Origin of the sequence: uncultured Microscilla sp., assembly GCF_947493425.1 — a bacterium.
Classification (GTDB): Bacteria; Bacteroidota; Bacteroidia; order Cytophagales; family Microscillaceae; genus Microscilla.
Map to the genome: position 1 here is coordinate 1 of NZ_CANLRP010000480.1, position 495 is coordinate 495.

Annotated in this window: 1 protein-coding gene; it reads right to left on the reverse strand. The window is 38.8% G+C overall.

Translation table 11 applies throughout. The features are described from left to right. On the reverse strand, positions 1 to 495 hold a 495-nt coding region (locus tag Q0954_RS34405), incomplete at both ends, for a transposase (protein WP_299466735.1).

The window sequence follows — 495 nt, forward strand, 5'->3', positions numbered from 1 at the left end:
GAATTTATTAGGTTCGTGACTATGCTTAAGGGCTTCTAAACGCGACTTGTTTTGAGTGATTTCCTTTTGCAAAGTTTCGTGATAACGCGTCAATGAACGTAAATCCTTGAGCTTAGATGACATTGGTTGCCAAGGTTTTAGCTCTTTCTGTAATACCATTTTAGCTAAACCTTGGGCATCTATCTTATCGGTCTTACTATGCAAACCTTCACTTTTGAAAAAGGCCTTAGCACGATTAGGTAGTACCACAATTACACAGGCTTCTTGCTCATAAAGATACCAAGCCAGGTTTTCGTGATAAACACCTGTAGCCTCTAGCAAGTACTCCACCTGATCACAAACACACTTTTTCAGGTGTTTATCAACCCAAGCCCAAAATTTCTTAAAGCCTGATAAGGTATTATCAAACTTGGTACTGCTAATTACCTTCTGTTGCTTACCACCCAAATTACCCATCATACATACCTTAAAATCAGACTTGGAAACATCTATACC